Origin of the sequence: Arthrobacter sp. YAF17 (assembly GCF_052113365.1) — a bacterium.
Classification (GTDB): domain Bacteria; phylum Actinomycetota; class Actinomycetes; order Actinomycetales; family Micrococcaceae; genus Arthrobacter.
Window position 1 is genome coordinate 51806 of the sequence record NZ_JBFRDB010000001.1, and the last position, 17262, is coordinate 69067.

Genomic DNA, 17262 nt, shown 5'->3' on the forward strand with positions numbered 1-17262 from the left:
GGTCCTTGCCTATGCGTGCTGTTGACTGGGGGGATTTCACCTGTGCCGCAAAACCTCACTGATAAGTCCGAATGGCAAGCAGAAACGCTTCCGCTGATTGTCGCAAAACTTCCCGGATGTATCCATGGCAGCAACTGGCTGGAAGGAGAGCCAGCGGCGTTTGACACCGGACGCGGGTGGCGCCCGTCGGATGGCGTATGTCTCAGCCATTTCTGACGTATTCGGTTGTCCCTGCAAGGGATAAGGAGGGTGTGCGCAATTTGCCCACCCTGGGCTTCGAATCGGGTCGTCCTGCTGGACCGGGCCGGACAGGGTGGAGACGTGGCCCGCCACGTCGGGCAGCACGTGCTGGGGGAGGGCGACGTCGGGCGCCGGGATACGGTCCAGGAGAGCATCGGCGAGCATCCCGCGGGCCCCGTCGCTGGCCTCCTCGGCCGGCTGGAATAGGGCCAGGAGCGTGCCGCGCCACTGGTCCTGATGGTCGGCAAGCAGTCTGGAGGCACCCAGCAGGCATGCGACGTGGATGTCGTGTCCGCAGGCGTGCATGACGGGCACATGGTCCCCACCCTGGTCCTGCGCTATGACCGTGCTTGCGTAGTCTGCGCCGGTCCGTTCCTGCAGGGGCAGCGCGTCCATGTCCGCGCGAAGCAAGACCGTTGGCCCGCTGCCGTTGTGCAGCACCACAGCGACTCCTGTTCCTCCGATCCCGTTCTCCGTTGGAAGCCGTAGGAACTCATGCTGCGCACCACGTTGGCGGCGGTGCGGTGTTCCTGGTGTGAGAGCTCGGGGTTTTGGTGGAGGTCCTTGTAGAAGTCCTCCTGATCCGTGCGGATTGACTCGTAGTGCTGCAGCGCTTCGGTCGCGTCCACGGTGCCTCCTTTCATGCAGCCCCCGATCCGTACGGACGCGTGATCGCTTCGAGAAAATGTCCGTCAGGATCCGCGAAATAGACGCCGCGTCCGCCGTCGTTGTGGTTGATCTGCTGCGGGCGAGACCGTCCCGGGTCTGCCCAGTAGGGGATGCCCTGGGCCTGAATCCTTGCGAAGATTCCGTCAAAGTCCTCCTCGCTGACCAGGAATGCGTAGTGCTGCGGTGAGATAGGCCGGCCTGCCGTGGCGAAATCGAGGGCCACTCCGTGGTCGAGGGGCACGGTCATGAAAGACCACATGGCCTGGGGTGTCGGCAGTCCGAGCACGTTGGCGAGGAACTCCGCCGAATGGCGCTTGTCCGTTGCGTAGACGATGGTGTGGTTGAAAGTGACCGTCATGGTGACCTCCTCGGGTGGGGCTGATCAGGCGTTGGCGATCGGCAGCACCAGCATGTAGCCGGCCGGCATATCGCTGCTCCAGCGTCGCGGCTCGCGGACGACGAACTGCGTCGCCAGCTGTTCGGGGGTGAGCAGGGCGTTGGGCGCGGGGGACGGTCCCCACTTGTCGTCGCCGAACGGGTAGAGCGGATCCTGGACACGGATGCCGGTGACCGGGAACACCGGGAACTGGCCGGGGTCACCGAGAGACTCGAAGCCGCTCATCACCCATACGTGGCGGCCGTGCCACATGACCAGCCCGACCGGCCGGCCCGTGTCGGCAATGGCGCGCGCCGCGGTCTGCAGCGCCTGCTCATAGTCGGCGACGCTCACGACGGCGTACGGCCCCATCCCGACGGCGGTCAGCACTTCCGCCCAACCCAGGGGGTTTGCACCGTTGAACGAGTTGAACGACCGTGCCCGGGCCATTTCCCAGAGTTCCCCCTGCTGGACGCGGTCGGTCCACGTGCCGGCCCCGGTGTCGTCGATGAGGTTGTGCATCATCTGGATGCTCGCCGCCACACACCACTCAAAGGTGTACTGCGGCACGAAGTCCCCCTCCTGGAAGAGGTTGAGGGCGAACGCCTGGGGCACCGGAGGCTGCGTGGGAACGGGCGTCGGGGTGGGGGACAGGGGCCCGTAAGAAGCGGGGACGTCATCGCGTGCGGCCGGCGGAGCCGAGGAGGACTGGACCGGTGGATCCGTGGTGGCCTCATCGAGTCTGATCGTCGGCGCGCAGGCCGAGAGGAGGAGGGTAGCTAGGACGACCAACCAGACCAGAAGACGGAGCGGGGCACCGATCATGATCGGTCCAGTTTATCGCGACACGGCGGGAATTTTCGGTCCGGGCCGGCGTTAGGTCTGAGTATGAAAGCAATCGTGTACCGTGCCACGGGTGATCCGTCTGTTCTCGAACTCGTCGACCGCGAGAGCCGCGACCCTGGGCGCGGGGAGGTCCGCGTGCGGATCATGGTCTCTGCGGTAAACCCCACCGATTGGAAGTCACGCCGCGGCGCCAGACCGGGCGAGCCCTTGCCCTTCGCGGAGGTCGTGCCGAACCAAGACGGCGCCGGAACCGTGGACGCCGTCGGACCCGGCGTCGAGCATCTCCACGTCGGTGACAGGGTCTGGGTGGCCTTGGCGGCCTACCAGCGCGCCGACGGCGGGACAGCCCAGGAGTTCACCGTCCTGCCTGCCGAGCGGGTCTTCCCGTTGCCGAAGATGGCCGGGTTCGACCTCGGTGCAAGCCTGGGCGTTCCCGCGATCACCGCCCACAGGGCCCTGACCATCGCCGAGGACGGCCCGCGGCGGCTGCGCCCGGGAGCCTTGGACGGCAAGGTAGTTCTTGTTTCCGGAGGGGCCGGCGCCGTGGGCCATGCGGCGATTCAGCTCGCCAAGTGGGCCGGCGCCGTCGTGATCACGACCGTGAGCGGACCGGCGAAGGCAGCGCTGGCAACGGCCGCCGGCGCCGATCACGTCATCAATTACCGGGAAAGCCACGCCGCCGCGGAGATCCGTAGGATCGCTCCCGAGGGAGTCGACCAAATCGTGGAGGTGGCGCCCGCGCAGAACGCGGAACTCGACCTGGCAGTAATCCGCAACCGCGGCTCCATCGCGGTCTACGCCAACAACGGCGGCGATCGGGTGACCCTGGACGTGCGCAGGCACTTCAGCCTCAACGTCCGCTACCAGTTCGTGCTGCTCTACACCGTTGGCATGGCTGCGGTACATGACGCCGCCGAGGACATCAATGCGGCCATCGCCGACGGTGCCCTTCCGGTCGGGGAAGCCGCAGGTCTGCCGCTGCATCGCTTTGCCCTGGCTGACACGTCTGCGGCCCACACGGCGGTGGAAGAGAGCGTCATCGGCAAGGTGCTGATCGATGTGTCAGCGAGCTAGCCGATAACGCTCGGGAGCCTCGCGGGGGCAGTCACGCCGTACAACCCCGGCGCGTCGAGGCCACTTTCAACAACGCTTCGTCACGAATGCCGGGCGGCTATGACCCGAACTTCCTCCATTGTCCTTCCGAGACCACCTCGACGGAGCCGTCCACGACCTTGATGGCTGTCTGTTCGTCGATGGCGTAGGCAGGGACGCCTATGTCGGCGGCCCACCGCTCTGCGTGGGCCAGGGAGTTCCCCGGGAAAGCGCCGGGAAGATCGAAAAGTCCACTACCCCCAGGGTGCGATCGTCCGGAGCGGACGGCCACTCGACGAAGTATTCCCCGATCCGGGGCGTCATCACCATGCTTCCGGCACTCACCCCCACCCACACTGTGTCGGGAAGTGACGGCAGCAGCTCGGCCAGCCCGGACTCCCGCATCCAATGGGACAGGTACGTCGCGTCGCCGCCGTCGACCAAGAGCACGTCGGCCTCCCGAAGCCAGGGGACCCAGCGGTCCGTGCCGATGGTGGGCAGCGCGGTGAGCTCGAGAACGCCGAGCGACGCCCAGCCCAGGCCGGCCAAGTGACGGGAGTCGTGGTCGGCGGCCAGGAGGCCCCGCACCGATGCCGGTCCGCACATAGGGTGACCCCACTGGGCGGTTGGGACGACCAGGGCGTGGCATTCGGCGATCGGCTTGCCGAGAAGCTGCACGAGCGCCGAGTGGATGCTCGGGTTCGTCACGCCGCCTGATGTAAGCAATAGCTTCAAAAATGTGCCCCCAAAAGTTCGCGCGTGGATGGTGGATGTGCCTGACGAGGCGGGAACGGGCTGGAACTCACCGACAGATCCGGTAAGCACACTGCGTGCCTATAGGCCGTCTTCGGCAACGCCGGCGGGCAGTGGGAGACGGAACCTCTTGGCGGGGTTCTTCTTCGAGAGCAGCTTCCGGTCGAACTTTGCGACGCCGAACAGGATGCCGTCGCGGAAGAGAACAGCCGAGGCATCGTTATACACCAGGTGGTACCGGGAGGCGCCGGACGGCCAGGACTGCACGCTGTGGAATTCGGACGCTTTGGCCTCCCCGGCGACGACAATTTCTGCGGCGGCGAGCTGGCCACGGATCTTTTCGGAGAGTCCGGGCGTGATGAGTGAGCTGATGAAGTCTTCGATGCGGTGAGTTGTCATGGGCGAATCCTTTCAGACGTGCGTGACATTTGGGTGGTTTCGGCCAGCCGGGCTGCGGGACGGGACTTTTTGGTGCCAGCTACAGGGAGGATCTGTCGAACTCTCTGGGTGGGTATCCGGGATAACCGGCGCCTAGTTTGAACCTTGCGTTCCGGGGCGCTGCCGCCGCCAACCGGGTGTTTACCGGGCTCTTCTGACGAGTTCGCCAGCCACCTCTGCGACAGCCCTGGAGCGGTGATCGGTAGAGAGGGGCCCGCGGTTCTTCTTGCCGAAGTCAGGCTGGATGCTCCGCAGGAGAACGTCCGGGACAGTTCCGGACGAGCTCCGGGGGACGGTCAATCAATGCTGGGCGCGCTGGCGAACTCTCGATGAAGCCGGTCCCTGGCGGCGTTCTCGACCAGGGTCGGAATGTAGATCCTGATCCGCCCTGAAGCCAGCGATTGAAATTCTTCCCGAACGACGCCCTCGATACGAGTGTTGGGAGCACCGGGAAACCTTGCGGCCAGGCGCTCGACAACCTTGCGGATGGTTGATTCGCTTTCTCCATCGCTCATCTGTCCAGTGTCAGCCGCGGACTGGGCTGCGGTCAACGAAACCAGCTGCCGTCCGAGGTCGCCTTGGCCGGGCCCGCGCCGGCCAGTCGTCGACGTGCGCTGCCGGAACGGGGCACTCGCACCCGGGATCTCGGTACGGAAGTTTGATCGCTCGGTTAATATCACGGTGGAATTGTCGGCGGCGCCCCCACGTGCAGCGAGGTGGCCGGCTCTACCGCGGTCTCCCAGAGTCGCTCCGGGTACCCGTGCCTCGGTGCCAGGCAGAAATTCCATGGGCGACCCCAGTAGGCGCCAAGCGTCCGCCCGCCGTTGTGGCTGGAGAGGTCGTGGTCTGAGGGTGCGCGGGCTGAACGGCTGTTCGGGCAGCCGTGATCCTCTCCGGTCCGAGGAAGGCGCTAAACCCTGCTGTTGGCGAATGCAGCGCGGATGGGAACTGGCTGCTCGGAGGTGGGCTTACATGCAGCATTCGCTTGCATAGCCCGCAGGACGGCGTCGAGTTGGTCCGCCGGGAGCGGGCGTGAGATGAGGTAGCCCTGGGCGGTGTCGCAGCCGAGCTCCTGCAGGATGGCCAGTTGGGTTTGTCGTTCCACGCCCTCGGCGGTGGTGGTGAGGCCCAGGGCCTTGGCCGGGGCGATGACGCCGGAGACAAGGATGGCAGAGACGGGGTCGGAGTCGATGGTGTCGATGAAGGATTTGTCGAGCTTGAGGCAGGTGAGCGGAAGGTCGCGGAGCATGGCGAGGGACGAATATGCCGTTCCGTAGTCATCGAGGGCGACACCGATCCCGACGTCGGTCAATTCGCGCAGCTGCGCAGCAGCCGATCGGAGGTCCGCGACGGCGGCGGTCTCGGTGATTTCAATGTTTAACAGGGAAGCCGGCAGCCCGTAACGCCGCAGAGCCGCGAGAAGATCCGGGACCAGGGTCCCGGAGCTTAGCTGGACGGGGGAGATGTTCACCGAGATTGCCCTGGGGGTGCCGGCGTCCGACCACCGGCGGGCCTGGGCGCAGGCCTGATCGATTACCCAGCGGCCGATCGCGTGGATTTCGCCGGTGTGCTCGGCCACATGGATGAATTCGTCGGGACCCACGCGGCCCAGGTCGGGGTCTTCCCATCGCAGCAAGGCCTCAGCGCCCCCACAAGCGCCGGTAGCAATATCCATCAGTGGTTGATAGACGAGCGTTAGCCCTGAGGTTGCGAGGGCGTGGGGCAGGCGACGGCGGATCAGCGCCTGGCGGGCGAACCGGGTGGGAGGACGGCAGGGGTCGATCCGGCCCAGGCGGCGTTTGCCATCGTGTTTGGCTTGAAGCATGGCCGTGTCTGCGTGGCGGAGCAGGTACTCCAGCCGCGCAGCTGGGTTCTCGCCGTCGACGTCCGCGGCCATGGCCAGGCCGAGCGTCGCCGAGAGATGGAGCTCGTGCCCATCATGGGTGAAAGGATTTTCGAGCGTTTCCAGGAAGCGTGCGGCGATTGCGCGGGCAGTGGATTCATCGACGTCGACCAGCAGCACGGCGAATTCATCGCCGCCAATCCTGGCGGTAAGATCTGCGGGCCTCGTGCACGTTTGGAGTCTGGCCGCAAAGGCGGAGAGCACCGCGTCGCCGATACGGTGACCAAACGTGTCGTTGATGATCTTGAAGTCATCGAGATCAATATAAAGGACAGCCACCGACGACGATCCCGCGGCACCGACCAGTGCGGGGCCGTGTTCGTCCAGGAGCCGGCGGTTCGCCAGCCCGGTGAGCGGGTCATGGAGCGCGTCCTGCTCGAAAGCCTCTGACAGGCCCTCGAAAACTTCCGAGACGGGCACGATCCGAGGTCCTCTCGCCGACGGGACCAACAGATCTTCATAGCGCGTTTCCTCAGGCCTGCCCAGGATGACGGCCGCAGCGGTCCGGAGATCCATGGAGGGTTCGACTATGAAACGGTTCTTCGGCAGCAGGGCGGCGGCCTTGACCCGAGTATTCAGAGCCCGCCCGTAACCCAGCCGACCGGTCATGCGGTCATCGACCTGATCACGCGTCAACAGGCAGAGGGTGCCGTGCACGTCGATCACGACGGCGCGGAGTCCCCGGTCCGCACGGAAAAGAGCCTCGATCTCAATGGACGGCGAATCCCCGGAAAAAACCACTGCAATGGAACCGAGCTCGGCTAGGGTGCGGGATGACGGGCGCGGCGCCCGACCGGGAATACCGGGATCAATGCTCACCGACCCTTGATACGTGATCCAGACAAACAAGACCTGAACAATGGACAAAAATTGCAAGTCAACTCTCGATTAGGCACTTTCCTGATAAGGAAAAGTGGTTCCCGTCGTCACCGGCAGGGCGAGTACGTGCAGCCTGCGAAGCCCTTTGCCGCAATTACGTTAGAACAGCGGCCATGGCACCGCCGGCATCCCGCCGCTCGGAGCCGGAAAACGCCCTGCCAGACGCAACCGGGCGCAGCGCGCGGCGAGGGATGCGATTTCTTCGGCGCTGAGCAGGTCCGCCAAGGCTCGGCCCAGTCCACCGTGCAGTCCTTCACTGACACGATCAATGCCGTCGCGTTCCTCGGCGGTCAGAGCGTCTCCCAGCCATCCCCACAGCACCGTGCGCAGCTTGTGGTCACGGTGAAAGGTGAGCCCGTGGTCTACGCCGTGCCGGTGTCCGTCGGTCATGGCAAGAATGTGGTCGCCTTTGCGGTCGGCGTTGTTGACGACCATGTCGAACACTGCCATTCGTCTCAGCGCTGGCGAGTCTTCGTGAATGAGGGCGACCATCCGTCCGTTCTCATCTCGTCCCTCCAGAACGTGTTTCCACCCAGTTTCCGGCACCTGGTCCGTCGCGACCAGGTTCACGGCGACTTGGGCGGGGTCTTGCTCTTGCCAGAGCTGCACCATTCCTTCGCCCAACGGACCCCCGCGCAGCCAGGTGTGCGGCACAACGTCCCAGCCAAAGGCCTGCGAAACCAGGTAGGCGGCCACCTCCCGGTGAGCCAGGGTGCCGCGGGGAAAATCCCACAGCGGGCTTTCCCCTGCAATCGGTTTATAGACGACCACCACGTCGCCGATACTGCCCAGAAATGTAGCGTTTGACGCCGTCGTGATGCGGCCGGTGAGCATCAGCTCGGCGGTCACGAGGTCCGGCACGGGCATCAGACCTCGGGAAAGGTGCAGATGTGCCCGTCGGCGTCCATGGGGTTACCGCAGAGCGGGCACGTGGGACGCCCTGCGCCCACGATCTCACGGGTGCGCTTGGCGAATGCGCGGGCGGTGCCGACCGGCATTCGCACCAGCAGCATTTCTGGCTCGTTAGCGCCGTGCTCGTCCAGCGATTCGTCGTTGTCATCGGCATCGACATCGGTAATGGGGTGGGCCTCGATGACGACCTGGGCAGTGGTTGGGTCCCACCCCAGGGTCATGGCGCCGGTGCGGAACTGCTCCTGGACGGCCTCGAGCGGGTCATTGTCGACTAGTTCAATGGGAGTACTCGTGGGAACGCTGAAGGGGTTGCCCTCGACGGTGCCGAGTTGGTCGAGAATTTCGTCGACCTTCTCCGCGAGCAGAGCGGACTGCTGCTTTTCCAGTGCGATACTCACGATCTGCGTCCCTGCTCGCACCTGCAGGTAAAACGTACGCGCCCCCGGACGGCCAATGGTGCCAACGACGACCCGATCGGGCCAGGCAAACTCGTGTACACGTGTAGGCATGTCAATATTCTAGGCGCACGAGGTTCATGGCAGCTTTTGCCCTGCACCGCCGCCCACCGGCGCATCGCCAGAGTGGAGGCCGTTCGACAGCCACGACAGATCACCCGCGTCGGTGTTGGTCGCGTAAACGATCGGCCGGCTAGCGCCGTAGCGCACGATCGATACGGAGGCGGGGCCCACGTTAATGCGCTGGAACAGGTCAAGGTGCATGCCGAACGCGTCGGCCAGGATTGACTTGATGATGTCACCGTGGCTCACTGCCACCCACACTGCCCCTGGCCCGTATTCGGCCTCGAAGGCTGCATCGTGGCGTCGAATCGCTGCGACCGACCGAGCCTGCATTGCTGCCATGGATTCACCGCCGGGAAAGACGACGGCGGACGGTTGCGACTGCACAGCGGGCCACAAATCCTCGGTCGCGAGATCACTGAGCGTGCGGCCCTGCCATTGGCCGTAATCGCATTCGGTAAGAGCCGGATCGACCGGCGCGTACGGCGTGCCAGCCTGGCGATCGAGGATGAGCTGGGCGGTCTGCTGACAACGCTCAAGAGGGCTCGACACCACCCCGACTACGGGCACGGCAGCGATCCGGTCTCCGGTCACAGCCGCCTGGTCGCGCCCGACCTCGTCCAGGCTGACGCCGACGGCCCGACCGGCCAGGAGACCAGTGGCATTGGCTGTGGTGCGGCCGTGCCGCACGAGAATAACTGTCGCCATCCACACAGCCTAACCACCCGGTGGGTCGATGGCGCAATGAACCGTACAGGGCCACGCGCCGAGCAGGCAGATAAAGTACTGGCGGAACCCTTGGTGTAGACGACTTCTGAAACTGGCAATCCGGCGGGGGTGGACATACCCCGATACCTAGAGCTGCGGGACTGTCGTCCGCCGTCGAACGGTTCAGGAGGAAGGCCGGCCGCGCGGAGGGATTGCCCTCAGTGCCTCGTCTCGTACCTGGTCAGGGTAACGCCGTCGGGAAACGTCCGCGTCTCCACCAGGTTCAGGTTCACCCAGTTGTCCAGCGAGGTGAAGAACGGGGTGCCGCCGCCCACCAGGACCGGATGGGTGGCCAGGGCGTATTCGTCGATCAGCCCGGCCCGCATGGCAGCCGCGGCGAGCGTTGCGCCGCCGATGCTCATCGGGCCGCCGTCCTCGGCCTTGAGCCGGGTGATCTCGGTGATCGCGTCGCCGGTGACCAGACGGGTGTTCCAGTCGACCTTGTCGATCGTCGAGGAGAACACAATCTTTGGTGTGTCCCGCCAGTTCCGCGCGAACTCGATCTCCGCCGGGGTGGCGTTGGGCTGCTGGTCGCCGGTGGGCCAGTAGGAGCTCATGGTCTCCCAGAGCTTGCGGCCATACAGCGACAGGCCGCTAGCCCGTTCCTGGTCGAGCCACCACTGGAACAATTCGGAGCTCGGCCCGCCCCAGCCGATGTCGTCGCCGGCCGCGGCGATGTAGCCGTCCAGGGTCAGATTCATGCCGTAGATCAGTTTCCGCACGGCGCCAGCCTTCCGTCTCGTGGTGGTGGAGGGCGTCATTGAACGCTGTCGTCCCGCATACGATCGGCAGCTTCCTGTCCCTCATGGAGCCACCTTAACTGCCCTGGATCTGGATGCCATAGCTTCGGTCCGCTTTTCAACCGAGCTTCCCGGTGGAGGATCCCCCCCGAACGGACCCCACGCCGAATACGGTCGTCTGCAAACCAGTGGTTTGATATTCCTCAAGATGCTGCGTGGGCTCAAAGCCGAGCCCTCATCCAAGGCGGTTTCCCAGAGGTAGAGTTGCTGGATGCTTGAGATCCGCCCAAATTGCGAATGCTGCGACCGCGATATTTCTCCCTCTGACGAGGCCTACATTTGCACGTTTGAGTGCACCTGGTGTCCGGCCTGCGTCGAACGCTTCCCGCATCGGTCTTGTCCAAACTGCGGGGGAGATCTTCAGCGTCGCCCCATCCGGCCTGTTGCCGCCCTGGCCAACAACCCAGCCGGCACTAAAAGGGTTGTATCTCCGGATTGCCTCAAAAAGGTCGTCGGGTATTAGGGGCCTTCTAATTCGAAAGAGGAAGCTGGCGCAATCGTTCATACCCTGTTTCAAAGGGTCTTGTTCGTGAGGAACAACTTGATTAAGGTTGTGGTCTTCATGAGGGGCCTCCGCAGAACGCTCGTCCGCTAACGCTTCCACCCCCACCCGCACTCAACTACGACGGCGGCCCTCGCCGAACGGTGAGGGCCGCCGTCGTGCGTTAGGTGGCTGGCGCCCCTCGCTGGCTGTCCCGCTAAGACGCGGATGAAACACTGTGGCCCGGCTGCCTACTCGCCGCCTCTGGCGATCCCGGTCAACCAGGCTTTGGCGGCCTCCTCGGACAGGAAAAATCGGTGTGGGTAGGTGGTTTGACGGCTGGTGCCGGCGGCCATGACCCGGTCAACAGCGCTGGACCCAAGGACGGCGATAGCCAGGACACCCGTACTTTGCGCGAAGGCATATCGAGCCGCTGCGCTGAACTCAACGTCGGTCATGTGCGAGAGCATTGGCATCGGAGTCCCACCGCTGATGCGCTCCACAGCAAGCATGGCGTCCCGGGCGTCGTCGACATCCACAAAGGAACCAGGCCGCCAGACGCTTACCACTATCCCTGCGACCACGCAGAGAGAATTCTTCCCGCCGGCGGCAGCAATTCGGCCTTGAATCATTTCGTAGATCCTAGTCCCTGGACTTCTCCAGTCGTGTCGCCCCGCGCCGCGGTCAGCGACTTGATTGACCTATCCGGGCCATTAGTTGCCGACGTGTCGGCGATGTTCGGCCGAACCAATCCGCATGGGATTGTGCACGGGACCATTGGCGCCACGCTCAAGGGTCGGAACCTTGCTACATATGCGGGTGCTGTGGCTTGTGGGTTGCAGTTCGACTCCGCGGGGATGTTCCCGGACAACACTGACTACGTCGCTTCCACGTGCCGGGTAGTCTCGCCACATAAAGCTGCTGGTCGGCTGAGGCAGGGACGGGCAGGCGATGATGGATCCATGACGATCGCAAAATCCGTACTACTTTTTATACTTGCCGCTGCTGCCGAGATTGGTGGGGCCTGGCTGGTCTGGCAGGCCGTGCGGGAGGGCAAGTCGTGGTGGTGGGCAGGGTTGGGGGTCATCGCACTGGGTATTTATGGATTTGTTGCCACGCTTCAGCCTGACGCGCATTTTGGCCGCATCCTCGCGGCTTACGGTGGAGTGTTTGTGGCCGGGTCTCTTGCCTGGGGCATGGTTTTTGACGGTTTCCGCCCCGATCGGTGGGATGTCGCTGGTTCCGTCGTTTGCCTTGCGGGAGTCGCCATCATCATGTTCGCGCCGCGGAACGCCGGCTGAATTCGAGGAGCTGCCGCCCCGCCGTGCCGTACTGGCATGGGCTGCACGGCCGACCGGTGCGCTTTATGCCAGGGGAGCGGGTGCGATGTCTGAGCCGATGCTAACGCGCGGCGTCGACGAACAGCTGCCGGAACTGGACTTCGCTCGCGGCGGTGCAGACGAGGATCTTTCTTATGAGCTCGGAACGAGGTCGTTGAGCCGCGCGTCGATCGCTTTGGCGGAGTCGACCTTGCGGACGCAATCCGGGACGCCACGGGACGGGTACCGTGCCTGTGGTTCGGGGACGCCGACTAGCACGAGACCTCGCGTCAGCGGTTCCACATCGAGGTATATGTGGCGCCCGAGGTGGCTGAACAACGGATCGCCGCCGCCCTCGCCGCGGGCGGGACCGTCGTCGATGCCAGCAATGCGCCCTCGCTCACCGTGCTTGCCGAACAGGACGGCAACCAGGGAATCGTATGCATCGACGTGTCCGCTGCGAAGAAGGACTAAAAGCCAGTGCGGTTGACCGGCGGCGCCGGTCCGCCGGTCCGTTGTTGCTCGGTCCCTGCGACGGGTGATGCAGAGCTACTGGAGAGGCCGTCCGGGCGATGGGTTGACCAGTGCTGCCCGGCGCACGAAAATGCGAACCATGAGTGATCATCGCAGCCTTTCCGAGCCGGCTCCGTTCACCGCGGATGACTTCGCTGAGCGGTTGCGGCGAGCAGCCAACGCCGCCCAGGATGCCGGGCTCGACGGCATCCTGGTCACTCCCGGACCGGACCTCCTGTACCTGACCGGGTATGCACCCGTGGCCATCACTGAACGCATAACCATGCTCGTGATCCCCGTCGACGCGGAGCCTGCCATCTTCGTTCCGAAGCTCGAGCGGCCCGACGCGGAAGCGGCCGCCGGCGCCTCGATTCTGCGGATCACCGACTGGACCGACGGGAGCGACCCCTACACGGAATCTGCGACGCTGATGGCCGGCGCGGGACGCTATGCCGTCTCTGACTCGGCTTGGGCCATGCACCTCCTCGGCCTGCAGGATCGACTGCCCAAGTCGTCCTACGTTTCGATGACAACCGCCCTGCCGATGCTTCGGGCGATCAAGGATGACGATGAGATCGAGCGGCTGGCGGCGGCCGGCGCCGCCGCAGACCAGGCGTACGAGGAGATCGTCACTGTGCGGTTCGCTGGGCGCAGCGAGACCGACGTCGGCTCTGATCTCGCCGCCCTGCTTCGCCAATTCGGTCATTCGCAGGTGGACTTCACCGTTGTCGGCTCGGGCCCGAACGGCGCCAACCCTCACCACGAGATCGGCCCGCGGATCATCGAGGACGGCGACATGGTGGTGCTCGACTTCGGCGGCCTCAAGCACGGCTACGGATCAGACACGACGCGGACCGTGCACGTCGGTGAACCTACCGCCGAGGAGCGCGAGGTTCACGACGTCGTCAGACTCGCACAGCAGGCCGGGTTCGAGGCCGTGCGGCCGGGCGTCGAGTGCCAGGAGATTGACCGCGTGTCCCGGGCGGTGATCACTGAAGCCGGCTACGGCGACTACTTTATTCACCGCGTCGGGCACGGAATCGGACTGACCACTCACGAGCCACCGTACATGGTCGAGGGCGAAACCCAGATCCTCCACCCCGGCATGTGCTTCTCGATCGAGCCCGGTATCTACCTGCCGGGCAGGTTCGGCGTACGGATCGAGGACATTGTGACGGTCGTTCCCGACGGCGGACGGCGACTCAACCAGACCTCGCGCGAGATGAGAATCGTCCAGTAGTTTGCCCGACTGGCCTGATCGCCGACCTGCTCTGGAAGCGCCTCCGAGGGCGGCCAGAATAGCACCGCGGCGGCCGGTCAATAAGAGGAGATGGATACTATTCGCGGCTAATTCCTAGGTCCATGCTGTAGACACCGAGCACACTGTGCGATAAGGGGGTAGTGGCATGTTCAAGCCGTTGACTACATGCCCCAGGCGGGTGAGCCCCGTCTGGCCTGTGGCTGCCACCGCGGAGCGCCCCGGGATGTGGTTGCCGTGAGCGATCAGACTATGGCCCGCCCGAAAGTGCCCACCGCCGTGTGGATCTCCTGGGTGGCCCTTGCGCTGATGACCACCAGTTCGGTGGCCAGCCTTCGAGCCGCCCCGACCATGGCCGTCTACGGACTCGCTTCCGTCTTCCTGTACGTGGTTCCCGCCATCGTCTTCCTGCTGCCCACCTCTCTCGTGTCCGCCGAGCTGGCGTCCGGGTGGAAGGGCGGTATCTACAAGTGGGTCGCGACGGGCATTTCCAAGCCCATGGGTTTCCTGGCGGTTTGGTGCCAGTTCGCGATGACTATTTTCTACTACCCGACTCTGCTGGGTTTCGTCGCGAGCACGCTCGCCTATGTGTTCAACCCGGACCTGGCCAGCAACGGTGTCTGGACCGCGCTGGTGATTGTGGTGTTCTACTGGGCCGGCGTGTATGTCTCCTCCCGGGGCACGAAGGGTGTGGCCGGCCTGGCCAGCGGAGGTTTGATCATCGGGACCCTGATCCCGGGCGCGCTACTCGTTTTCCTGGGCGTCATGTTCCTCGGTCAGGGCAACGAGTCGGCCGCCCCGATGACCGCGGCCAACTTCCTCCCCGAATGGGCCGGGCTGGCCAGTCTGGTGCTGATCGTGAACAACTTCCTGTCCTACAGCGGCATGGAAATGAATGCGGTGCATGTATCCTCGCTGAAGGACCCGGCCAAGGAGTACCCGAAGTCGATGTTCCTGGCCATGGGACTCGTACTCCTGATCTTCATCCTTCCGGCTTTGGCGATCAGCTGGATCGTCCCGGCTGAGGAGCTCTCCCTCACTGCGGGCGTCATGCAGGCCTTCGACGCAGTGCTGGCGTCTTTCAGCCTGCAAGCCCTCACGCCGATCCTTGGAATCATGCTGGTCGCTGCCTCCCTCGGCGGCATGCTGACCTGGCTGGCCGGTCCGTCCAAGGGCCTGCTGCTGATCTCACGTGAGGAAGGCTACCTCCCGCCGTTCCTGCAAAAGCTGAACAAGAACGGCATTCAGCAGAACCTCCTGGTGGTCCAAGGGCTTGTCACCACCGTGATCGCGCTCGGCTACGCACTGATCCCGGATGTCTCCAGCGCGTACTGGATCTTCTCGGTGATCACCACGCAGGTCTACCTGATCATGTACCTGCTGATGTTCGTGGCAGCCGTCCGGCTCCGCCGCAACGATCCGGACCACCCGCGCGGCTACCGCGCGCCGATGCTGATCGGGCTGTGCGGCGTCGGGTTTGCCGCATCCCTGGCCGCTCTGCTCGTCGGGTTCGTCCCGCCGTCGCAGTTCGGCAACGGCGATCCGATTGTCTATTTCCTGATTGTCGGCGGCGGCGCGCTGGGGCTTGGCCTGCTCGTGCCGTTCCTCTTCTACAGGTTCCGCAAACCGTCGTGGAAGCTGCCTGACGACGCGGCGCAGAAGGGAGTGCCGGAGTCATGAGCACCCATATGGAGTCCTCCACCAAGCGCGGCCGCTCGGTCGTTTACATCGTCTCCATGATCTTGCTCGTGATATTCGCCGTTGTCGCCCTGCTGAACTTCAGGTCGGCGAGGGAGACTCAGCAGTCCCTGGCGAAGGCCGACCAGCTGATCGCGGAGATCAATGCCGCCGGGGGAACGGCCCCATCGCGCGAACAGATTGCCCGGGTGCTTGGCGACGACGGCGGCGCGGTCTGCGCGAACCCGAACGACGCGTTGAGCCAGGCCATCTTCCACAGCCAGCTGACGAACGGCGCAACCGGGCCCGGAAACAGGCCGGTGATCGCGAGCGACCGCGTCGCCAGAGGCGAGCTCGCGATTATCAAGATCTATTGCCCGGACAAGCTGGCTGACTTCCAGCAGTTCATCGACGGCCTTAATACCTACACGTCGGGCGGTGGGTGAGCCGTGGACATACGCTCCCGCATTGCCGATCTGATGCGTCCGGCGCAGGGGGAGCTCGCCGAATTTGTGGCCATCCGCTCTGTGGCGGACCCGCGGCAGTTTCCCCCGGAGGAGTGCGCAAGGGCGGCGCACTGGGTACTCGAAAAATTCGCCGAGCTCGGCTTTTCGGATGCCCGCCTTGAGCGGACACCGGACGGCTCAGACGCCGTCGTCGGCTCGAGACCGGGACCCGATCCCGACGCGCCGACAGTGCTCCTCTACGCGCACTACGACGTTCAGCCGCCCCTCGACGATGCAGCATGGCGGACCCCGCCCTTCGAACTCACGGAAGTGGGCGGCCGCTGGTACGGGCGCGGCTCCGCCGACTGCAAGGGCAACATACTTGCCCACCTGATTGCACTCAGGGCGCTTGGCGACGACGTGCCGGTGAACCTGAAGCTGGTCGTGGAGGGGTCGGAGGAACAGGGGACCGGGGGACTTGAGGCCTTCGTCGAGAGTCACCCTGATCTGCTCCGGGCCGACAGCATCCTGGTCTGCGACACCGGTAACGCCGCCGTGGGACACCCCGCGGCGACCGTGACCCTGCGCGGAATGGTCAATGTGGTCGTGACGGTGGAGGCGATGGCATCCGAACTCCACTCCGGCATGTTCGGCGGGGCAGCCCCGGACGCGCTGGCCGCGCTGATCTCCATGCTGGGATCGTTGCGGGACAAGCACGGCAACACAACCGTCAGCGGATTGGACAACGCCCAGACCTGGACCGGCGCGCCCTATCCGCCCGAGCAGTTCCGCGACGACGCCGGTGTGCTCGAGGGCGTCTCATTGTTGGGAGACGGCAGCGTGTCCGACATGCTCTGGGCGCGGCCGGCCATCACCGTGCTCGGCATTGACTGCCCGGCGGTGACCGGCTCGACGGCGTCGATCGTGCCCCGGGCATCGGCGCGCCTGAACCTGCGTGTCCCGCCCGGCACGGCCGCAGCGGACGCCCACACGGCCCTGGTCACCCATCTCCGGGCTGCAGCGCCCTGGGGTGTCCACGTCACGGTGGACCTCGAGGCCATCGGATCGCCGTTCCAGGCGGAAGTCGGCGGCCCGGCCTTCGAAGCGATCAGCGCCGCGATGTCGGAAGCCTATGGGCGGCCCATGGCAACCCTGGGGCAAGGGGGATCTATCCCGCTCTGCAACGTCTTCGCCGACACCTACCCGGATGCGGAGATCATCCTGCTAGGGGTCGAGGAACCCCTCGCCCTCATTCACGCACCGAACGAAAGCGTGGAGCCCAGTGAGATCAGCGCCTTGGCCGAGTCCCTGGCATTGTTCCTGAAGCACTACGCAACCACGCCCGGCTAGCCGCGCCAGGCCGCCCGTGCCTCA

18 protein-coding genes and 2 pseudogenes are annotated in these 17262 nt (G+C 64.9%); 8 read left to right on the top strand and 12 right to left on the bottom strand.

Features of this window, described 5'->3' with window-relative positions; translation table 11 throughout:
- Positions 1-36: 36 nt before the first annotated feature.
- From AB4Y67_RS00225 to AB4Y67_RS00235, 3 genes are all read right to left on the bottom strand, one after another.
- Positions 37-636, bottom strand: coding sequence for a M20/M25/M40 family metallo-hydrolase (locus AB4Y67_RS00225; RefSeq protein WP_441404309.1), 600 nt, complete (start codon positions 634-636; stop codon positions 37-39).
- 244 nt (positions 637-880) lie between these two features.
- Positions 881-1267: a VOC family protein gene (locus AB4Y67_RS00230; RefSeq protein WP_441403809.1), complete on the bottom strand. Its 387-nt coding sequence runs from the start codon at positions 1265-1267 to the stop codon at positions 881-883.
- Between the two features lie 24 nt (positions 1268-1291).
- Positions 1292-2110 carry a hypothetical protein gene (locus AB4Y67_RS00235; protein WP_441403810.1) on the bottom strand — a complete coding sequence of 273 codons (819 nt, stop codon included), beginning with the start codon at positions 2108-2110 and terminating at the stop codon, positions 1292-1294.
- Between the two features lie 63 nt (positions 2111-2173).
- On the opposite strand from AB4Y67_RS00235, the gene AB4Y67_RS00240 reads away from it, so the two are divergent.
- Positions 2174-3205 carry an NADPH:quinone reductase gene (locus AB4Y67_RS00240; protein WP_441403811.1) on the top strand — a complete coding sequence of 344 codons (1032 nt, stop codon included), beginning with the start codon at positions 2174-2176 and terminating at the stop codon, positions 3203-3205.
- 97 nt (positions 3206-3302) lie between these two features.
- On the opposite strand, the pseudogene AB4Y67_RS00245 reads toward AB4Y67_RS00240, so the two are convergent.
- From AB4Y67_RS00245 to AB4Y67_RS00280, 8 genes and pseudogenes are all read right to left on the bottom strand, one after another.
- Positions 3303-3958: pseudogene (locus AB4Y67_RS00245) on the bottom strand (Type 1 glutamine amidotransferase-like domain-containing protein).
- 99 nt (positions 3959-4057) lie between these two features.
- The gene (locus AB4Y67_RS00250) at positions 4058-4375 is read right to left on the bottom strand and encodes a hypothetical protein (RefSeq protein WP_441403812.1); all 318 of its coding nucleotides are present in this window, start codon (positions 4373-4375) and stop codon (positions 4058-4060) included.
- A gap of 335 nt (positions 4376-4710) precedes the next feature.
- A complete protein-coding gene (locus tag AB4Y67_RS00255) occupies positions 4711-4929 on the bottom strand; it encodes a three-helix bundle dimerization domain-containing protein (RefSeq protein WP_441403813.1) in 219 nt (72 codons plus the stop codon).
- Positions 4930-5324: 395 nt separating this feature from the next.
- Positions 5325-7136, bottom strand: a complete 1812-nt coding sequence (locus AB4Y67_RS00260) for a putative bifunctional diguanylate cyclase/phosphodiesterase (protein WP_441403814.1) — start codon at positions 7134-7136, stop codon at positions 5325-5327.
- Between the two features lie 159 nt (positions 7137-7295).
- Positions 7296-8063, bottom strand: a complete 768-nt coding sequence (locus tag AB4Y67_RS00265; RefSeq protein WP_441403815.1) for an SCO1664 family protein — start codon at positions 8061-8063, stop codon at positions 7296-7298.
- Entirely contained in the window at positions 8063-8617 is a 555-nt protein-coding gene (locus AB4Y67_RS00270; RefSeq protein ID WP_441403816.1) for a DUF3090 domain-containing protein, read from the bottom strand. The genes AB4Y67_RS00265 and AB4Y67_RS00270 overlap by 1 nt, the downstream gene beginning before the upstream one ends.
- Positions 8618-8641: 24 nt before the next feature.
- Positions 8642-9334, bottom strand: coding sequence for an MSMEG_4193 family putative phosphomutase (locus tag AB4Y67_RS00275; protein ID WP_441403817.1), 693 nt, complete (start codon positions 9332-9334; stop codon positions 8642-8644).
- A 218-nt stretch (positions 9335-9552) separates the two neighbouring features.
- Positions 9553-10116 carry a dihydrofolate reductase family protein gene (locus AB4Y67_RS00280; protein WP_441403818.1) on the bottom strand — a complete coding sequence of 188 codons (564 nt, stop codon included), beginning with the start codon at positions 10114-10116 and terminating at the stop codon, positions 9553-9555.
- Positions 10117-10405: 289 nt separating this feature from the next.
- Here AB4Y67_RS00280 and AB4Y67_RS00285 point away from each other — a divergent pair, with 289 nt between their 5' ends.
- Entirely contained in the window at positions 10406-10657 is a 252-nt protein-coding gene (locus tag AB4Y67_RS00285; RefSeq protein WP_441403819.1) for a DUF1272 domain-containing protein, read from the top strand.
- A gap of 269 nt (positions 10658-10926) precedes the next feature.
- Here AB4Y67_RS00285 and AB4Y67_RS00290 read toward each other — a convergent pair whose 3' ends face one another.
- Positions 10927-11259 carry a DUF7793 family protein gene (locus tag AB4Y67_RS00290; RefSeq protein WP_441403820.1) on the bottom strand — a complete coding sequence of 111 codons (333 nt, stop codon included), beginning with the start codon at positions 11257-11259 and terminating at the stop codon, positions 10927-10929.
- A 378-nt stretch (positions 11260-11637) separates the two neighbouring features.
- Between AB4Y67_RS00290 and AB4Y67_RS00295 the strand changes: the two genes are divergently transcribed.
- The 6 genes and pseudogenes from AB4Y67_RS00295 (at position 11638) to AB4Y67_RS00320 (ending at position 17238) form a co-directional block, all read left to right on the top strand.
- The gene (locus AB4Y67_RS00295; protein ID WP_441403821.1) at positions 11638-11976 is read left to right on the top strand and encodes a YnfA family protein; all 339 of its coding nucleotides are present in this window, start codon (positions 11638-11640) and stop codon (positions 11974-11976) included.
- A gap of 312 nt (positions 11977-12288) precedes the next feature.
- Positions 12289-12468, top strand: a pseudogene (locus AB4Y67_RS00300) (4a-hydroxytetrahydrobiopterin dehydratase); the annotation flags it as partial.
- A 139-nt stretch (positions 12469-12607) separates the two neighbouring features.
- A complete protein-coding gene (locus tag AB4Y67_RS00305) occupies positions 12608-13747 on the top strand; it encodes a M24 family metallopeptidase (protein WP_441403822.1) in 1140 nt (379 codons plus the stop codon).
- A 255-nt stretch (positions 13748-14002) separates the two neighbouring features.
- The gene (locus AB4Y67_RS00310; protein WP_441403823.1) at positions 14003-15445 is read left to right on the top strand and encodes an APC family permease; all 1443 of its coding nucleotides are present in this window, start codon (positions 14003-14005) and stop codon (positions 15443-15445) included.
- A complete protein-coding gene (locus tag AB4Y67_RS00315) occupies positions 15442-15888 on the top strand; it encodes a hypothetical protein (RefSeq protein WP_441403824.1) in 447 nt (148 codons plus the stop codon). Before AB4Y67_RS00310 ends, AB4Y67_RS00315 begins: the two co-directional genes overlap by 4 nt.
- Before the next feature lie 3 nt (positions 15889-15891).
- Positions 15892-17238: a dipeptidase gene (locus AB4Y67_RS00320; protein ID WP_441403825.1), complete on the top strand. Its 1347-nt coding sequence runs from the start codon at positions 15892-15894 to the stop codon at positions 17236-17238.
- The last annotated feature ends 24 nt before the right edge of the window (positions 17239-17262 follow it).